Raw genomic sequence first — 303 nt, forward strand, 5'->3', positions numbered from 1 at the left:
GGAATGCTGAGAACAAAGGTGGGCGTGGCGGTGCGTTTCATTTGTGCTTTTGCTGCTCGATATATTGTTTAACCACTTCAAGCGGTGCGCCGCCAATCGTCGATACAAAGTAACTATTCGTCCACAGGGTCGGTAGCCGCGACTTTATCCACTTAAACTCTTCACGTATCAATTTGGGGCTCTATGTGATTTGTAGTGGGTGGTGCGATAATTCCGTCATGAATAGTACAACTTTATTTAGCATGGCGCTTGGCCTGCAATCGCCTTGGCAAGTGGACGATATTTCGTTTTCTGCCGATGAAT

Annotated in this window: 1 pseudogene; it reads right to left on the minus strand. The window is 46.9% G+C overall.

Annotation, left to right across the window (positions count from 1 at the left end):
* Window positions 1–37 precede the first annotated feature (37 nt).
* Window positions 38–181 (minus strand): annotated as a pseudogene (locus IV91_RS17565) (IS200/IS605 family transposase); the annotation flags it as partial.
* Window positions 182–303: the final 122 nt, after the last annotated feature.

The organism is Ferrovum myxofaciens (genome assembly GCF_000735045.1).
In the GTDB taxonomy this organism is placed as follows: Bacteria; Pseudomonadota; Gammaproteobacteria; order Burkholderiales; family Ferrovaceae; genus Ferrovum; species Ferrovum myxofaciens.